Origin of the sequence: Mitsuaria sp. WAJ17 (assembly GCF_014174515.1) — a bacterium.
Lineage (GTDB): Bacteria > Pseudomonadota > Gammaproteobacteria > Burkholderiales > Burkholderiaceae_C > Roseateles_B.
Map to the genome: position 1 here is coordinate 1 of NZ_JACJUG010000167.1, position 313 is coordinate 313.

Annotated in this window: 1 protein-coding gene; it reads left to right on the plus strand. The window is 68.7% G+C overall.

Annotated elements, in window-relative coordinates; all coding sequences use genetic code 11:
* Window positions 1-313 (plus strand): FAD-binding protein (locus H5407_RS23900; RefSeq protein ID WP_183106949.1); only part of this gene is annotated, 313 nt, incomplete at both ends.

Genomic DNA, 313 nt, shown 5'->3' on the forward strand with positions numbered 1-313 from the left:
TACGCGCTGGACATCGACACCAAGCGGGTCGAGACGCTGGCCGCACGCGCCGTCGTGCTGGCCACCGGCGGTGCCGGCAAGGTCTATCGCTACACCACCAACCCCGACACCTCCACCGGCGACGGCATCGCAATGGCCTGGCGGGCCGGCTGCCGGGTGGCGAACATGGAGTTCATCCAGTTCCACCCGACCTGCCTCTACCACCCGCAGGAGCGCAGCTTCTTGATCACCGAGGCGCTGCGCGGGGAAGGGGGCCACCTCAAGTTGCCCGATGGCACGCGCTTCATGGCCGCACACGACGAGCGCCTGGAAC